The 4,596-nt window shown below is 30.0% G+C and carries 5 protein-coding genes, 1 tRNA gene and 1 pseudogene; 6 read left to right on the forward strand and 1 reads right to left on the reverse strand.

The features are described from left to right. Positions 1–2: 2 nt before the first annotated feature. From B2671_RS15305 to B2671_RS15330, 6 genes are all read left to right on the forward strand, one after another. Positions 3–88, forward strand: a tRNA-Leu gene (locus B2671_RS15305). A 223-nt stretch (positions 89–311) separates the two neighbouring features. Next, the gene (locus tag B2671_RS15310; RefSeq protein WP_346871182.1) at positions 312–1,679 is read left to right on the forward strand and encodes a sodium:alanine symporter family protein; all 1,368 of its coding nucleotides are present in this window, start codon (positions 312–314) and stop codon (positions 1,677–1,679) included. Positions 1,680–1,899: 220 nt separating this feature from the next. Beyond that, entirely contained in the window at positions 1,900–3,252 is a 1,353-nt protein-coding gene (locus B2671_RS15315; protein ID WP_346871183.1) for a replication-associated recombination protein A, read from the forward strand. A 142-nt stretch (positions 3,253–3,394) separates the two neighbouring features. After that, positions 3,395–3,634: a DUF1292 domain-containing protein gene (locus tag B2671_RS15320; protein ID WP_346871184.1), complete on the forward strand. Its 240-nt coding sequence runs from the start codon at positions 3,395–3,397 to the stop codon at positions 3,632–3,634. Between the two features lie 53 nt (positions 3,635–3,687). Further along, a complete protein-coding gene (locus B2671_RS15325) occupies positions 3,688–3,885 on the forward strand; it encodes a hypothetical protein (protein ID WP_346871185.1) in 198 nt (65 codons plus the stop codon). 159 nt (positions 3,886–4,044) lie between these two features. Next, entirely contained in the window at positions 4,045–4,302 is a 258-nt protein-coding gene (locus B2671_RS15330; protein ID WP_346871186.1) for a DUF1292 domain-containing protein, read from the forward strand. A gap of 94 nt (positions 4,303–4,396) precedes the next feature. Here the strand turns inward: B2671_RS15330 and B2671_RS15335 are convergent. Beyond that, positions 4,397–4,596 (reverse strand): annotated as a pseudogene (locus B2671_RS15335) (Na+/H+ antiporter NhaC family protein); the annotation flags it as partial.

A 4,596-nucleotide genomic window follows, 5' to 3' on the forward strand; every position in this document is an offset into this window, starting at 1 on the left:
ATGCAGATATGGTGGAATGGCAGACACGCTATCTTGAGGGGGTAGTGAGAGAATTCTCGTGCGGGTTCAAATCCCGCTATCTGCACCAACAAAACAATGGGAAGGAGTCTAATGCTTTTCGTTGTTTTTTATTTATTTTTAATATTTTATAAGATTATANNATATGATAATTTAAATCTTATCTATTTAAATATCAAATAGTATCATTACATATTCAAATATACAAGGTTGTTCGAAATTGTTGAAAAATTCACAAAATAAACTTACAATGAATATAAGGTAGTAAACTGTAACATCATGGGGAGGATATTATGGATAATTTACTAGAGATAGTTAAGGGTATCAATGGAGTTATATGGAACTATGTATTGGTTTTTTTACTATGTGGAACAGGGATTTATTTTACTTTTAGGTTGAAGTTTGTTCAAGTTGTAAAATTTGGTGAAAGCTTTAAACTTGTTTTTGGTAAAATAAAATTTGGAAAAAAAGCAGGAGCAGATGGAATGTCTTCATTCCAAGCTTTAGCTACTTCAATAGCTGCACAAGTAGGTACAGGAAATTTAGCAGGAGCAGCTACAGCTATTGCAATGGGGGGACCTGGGGCGATTTTTTGGATGTGGATTAGTGCCTTCTTTGGAATGGGAACTATATTCGCAGAAGCAACTTTAGCTCAGCAATACAAGACAGTAGTAAATGGACAAGTTACTGGTGGTCCAGCTTATTACATTAAAAATGGATTGAAGAATAAAAATATAGCAAAGGGACTATCTATATTTTTCGCAATAACTATTATACTTGCGCTTGGTTTTATTGGGAATATGGTACAAGCAAACTCTATAGGAAGTGCTTTTTCAAAATCATTTAGCATCGATCCTAGAATAGTAGGTGTGGTAGTTGCTATACTAGCTGGTATAATTTTCATAGGAGGTGTTTCTCGTATAGCATCCTTTACAGAAAAAGTTGTTCCAGTAATGGCACTATTATATATTATAGGTAGCTTATTTATAATAGTAATGAACTATGCAAATATATTACCTGCTTTAAAAATGATTGTAGTTGGAGCATTTAATCCTCAAGCTATAGCTGGAGGAGTTGTTGGAGTTACAATTAGACAAGCTGTTAGATATGGAGTTTCTAGAGGATTGTTTTCAAATGAGGCAGGTATGGGTTCAACCCCACATGCTCATGCAGTAGCAAAGGTTAATCATCCGTCAGAGCAAGGTTTAGTTGCCATGATGGGAGTATTTATAGATACTTTCATTATATTAACTTTAACAGCTCTCGTAATATTGACTACTGGAGCTTTGGATAGTGGAGAAACAGGAATAATATTAACTCAAACTGCTTTTGCTAATGGTATGGGTGGAGAATTTGGAGGAATATTTATATCAGTAGCATTATTCTTCTTTGCATTCTCTACAATTATTGGATGGTATTTCTTTGGGGAAGCTAATATAAAATTCTTATTTGGTGATAAAGGAATAACTCCCTATAGAATATTAGTTATGATATTTATATTCTTAGGTGCTGGTATGAAAGTTGATTTAGTTTGGGAACTTGCAGATACTTTTAATGGATTAATGGTATTCCCTAACTTACTTGCCCTTTTAGCATTGTCTGCAGGGGTTAAAAAGTGTTTAGATGATTACAATGAAAAGAAGAGTAAAAACTTACTATAATTAATAATTTAGTGTAATGTTTATTAATTTTCTTAATTAATTATAATATTAGATTACTATATCAAATATGCAGATTATTACCTTAATAACTTTTAATACAGATAATAGCCTTCCAGAGTTAAAGATTTTATTCTGGAAGGCTTTATGTTATATTTAATATATTATAGAATGAAATTTAGATTAAATTGGTATAATAAGTATTTATTAAAGGATGATGTAAATGGAAAGAGAATATAATATCTCATTATTTGATTTAGAAGAAGGAAAAGAAAAAAATAAAAATATAGATTTAATTAGTAATGAACCTTTAGCACAAAGACTTAAACCTAGCAATTTAGATGAATTTGTAGGGCAAGATCATATATTAGCCAAGGATAAACTATTATATAGAAGCATTAAAGGGGATAGAATTACATCTTTAATATTTCATGGACCTCCTGGAGTTGGAAAAACAAGTCTAGCAAAAATTATTGCTAAAACTACTAAGTGTAACTATGTAGAGCTAAATGCCGTAACTTCTGGCATTAAAGATATAAAGAATGTAATAGATGGAGCAACGAAAGAAATTTCTATGAGTGGAAAGAAAACTATACTTTTCATAGATGAAATACATAGGTTTAATAAAACCCAACAAGATAGTTTATTACCTCATGTAGAAAAGGGAATAGTGACCTTAGTTGGTGCTACCACAGAAAACCCCTTTTTCGAAGTTAATAAAGCACTTTTATCTAGATCAATGATTTTCAAATTAGAGCTTTTATCAAAGGAAAATATAGTGTCATTATTAAATAGAGCACTTAAAGACAGAAAGTTGGGCTATGGAAGTATTAGTATAAAGTTATATAAAGAAGCAGAAGAGTTTATATGTGATAATGCTGGTGGTGATGGGAGAAGAGCATTAAATGCTTTAGAATTGGCTGTATTAACTACTAATAAGAGGGAAGATGGTATAATACATATAACTCAAGATGTAGTAGAAGAGTGTATGCAAAGAAAACAAATTGCTTATGATAAAAGTGGAGATTATCATTATGATATAATATCTGCCTTTATAAAGAGTATTAGAGGAAGTGATCCTGATGCTTCAGTGCATTATCTTGCTCGAATGCTATCAGGTGGTGAAGATCCTGAATTCATAGCTAGAAGACTTGTAATATCAGCAGCAGAAGATATAGGCAATGCAGATCCATATGCGCTTTTAATAGCTAATGCGGCTCTAAATGCAGTGAAGTTTATAGGAATGCCAGAAGCTAGAATACCTCTAGCTCAGGCGGTTATATATTTAGCTGGGGCACCTAAAAGTAATGCAGCTTATAATGCTATTAATTTAGCTCTTGAAGACATTGAAAAGGAAGAGATAGGTAGAGTTCCTTTACATCTTCGAGGTAGTAATTATAGTGGATCTAATGTTTTAAATGAAGGATCAAGATATAAGTATCCTCATGATTATGAAAATCATTATGTTAGGCAACAATATATGCCTAAGGAGTTACTTAAGAAAAGATATTATACTCCAACATCAATGGGATATGAAAAACGCATAAAGGATAGATTAGATACCTTAAAAAAATAAAATTAAAAACATAAATAATTTTTTGTATTATGCACATCTTATAAATAAGTAATATATTTTTAAAATAATTTAAAGTTAAAAATGTATAACTTTAAATTTATATATTTTTACTAAAGATTTAAAAATAGTTGGAGGTTATAAGATGAGCAATAATAAATGTATAAAAGTTTCAGGGGAAGATGGAAGAATAGTAGAATTAGAATTTATTGATGTGGTTAATGTAGGAAAAAGTGAGTATGTAATTGCAGGTCCCAAGGATTCAGATGAAGCTTGTGCATATAAGGTTGTAAGTAGAGAAAATGGTATGATTGAGTATGCGTCTATAGGAGCAGGTAAAGAGTTCAATCAAGTTTTAACTGCTTATAATGCAAAAAATGATTAACCATCCGTTGTCTTAAATAATTTATATTATATAAGAAAGGAAGGTGAATTAACATGAGTAAATCGAAAAATAAAAATAAAAAGAATAATCAAATTAAACCATCACAAAAGAGTAGTATAGATCAAGTACAAATTTTAAATAGAGATGTACAGGATGCCCACCATATTGAAAGTGCTACTTTAATGAATGGATTATTTGGTGTAGAAATAAAAGATAATCTCATAGACCCAGATACCAGATTTTATATTTAAAACTTATGTAAAAATAACATATACATGTCTACTAATAAATAGTATAAATTAGATAGTAATATAATTAAGTTTTATATTTTTAATATGGCATTGTTTTATAGGTTTATATGCTATATAATGAAATAAGGTTTATTTGAAAGAATTTAGGAGGACATGAAAATGGAAGAAATCAATATAATAACACTTACTGACTCAGAAACAATGGAAAAGGTAGAACTAGAAATAGTTGAAGATTTAACTATAGATGGAGAGCACTATGTTATTTTAGCACCACTTGACGAAGAAGATGAAGCTTATGTATATAAGGTAATTGGAGAAGGTGCCACAGCTTCATATGAAATGGTTGAAGATGAAGCTGAATTTGATAAAGTTGTTGCAGAATATGATAAAATATTTGAAGAAGAGATGAGAAAGTAATAAGAGATAAATTATCTGTGATTATAAACATATATAATTTATAATTAAATGAAAAAAGATAACCTTAATTTATAAGGTTATCTTTTTAATTTATTTATATCGCTGCATTTTTATCAGCATTTAAATTGCTATTCCCCTTTTTTAGTCTAACAGCTGGTTCACTTGGTAAACCGAACTTAGGAATAAATCTATCCCATCCAGTTAGAGTAAGTAATAGGATTGAAATTACAGCTACGAATGCCATAAAATTAAATTTAATTATATCCAAGGCTGCAAATTTGTGTAACGGATATA

The sequence above is a fragment of the Clostridium sp. UBA5119 genome (assembly GCF_002414285.1).
GTDB lineage: Bacteria > Bacillota > Clostridia > Clostridiales > Clostridiaceae > Clostridium_J > Clostridium_J sulfidigenes.

Excerpts from the sequence above, each read along its gene's own strand:
- B2671_RS15330 (WP_346871186.1), top strand. The coding sequence starts at position 4,045 with ATGGAAGAAATCAATATAATAACACTTACTGACTCAGAAACAATGGAA.
- B2671_RS15320 (WP_346871184.1), top strand. The coding sequence starts at position 3,395 with ATGAGCAATAATAAATGTATAAAAGTTTCAGGGGAAGATGGAAGAATA.
- B2671_RS15310 (WP_346871182.1), top strand. The coding sequence starts at position 312 with ATGGATAATTTACTAGAGATAGTTAAGGGTATCAATGGAGTTATATGG.
- B2671_RS15315 (WP_346871183.1), top strand. The coding sequence starts at position 1,900 with ATGGAAAGAGAATATAATATCTCATTATTTGATTTAGAAGAAGGAAAA.
- B2671_RS15325 (WP_346871185.1), top strand. The coding sequence starts at position 3,688 with ATGAGTAAATCGAAAAATAAAAATAAAAAGAATAATCAAATTAAACCA.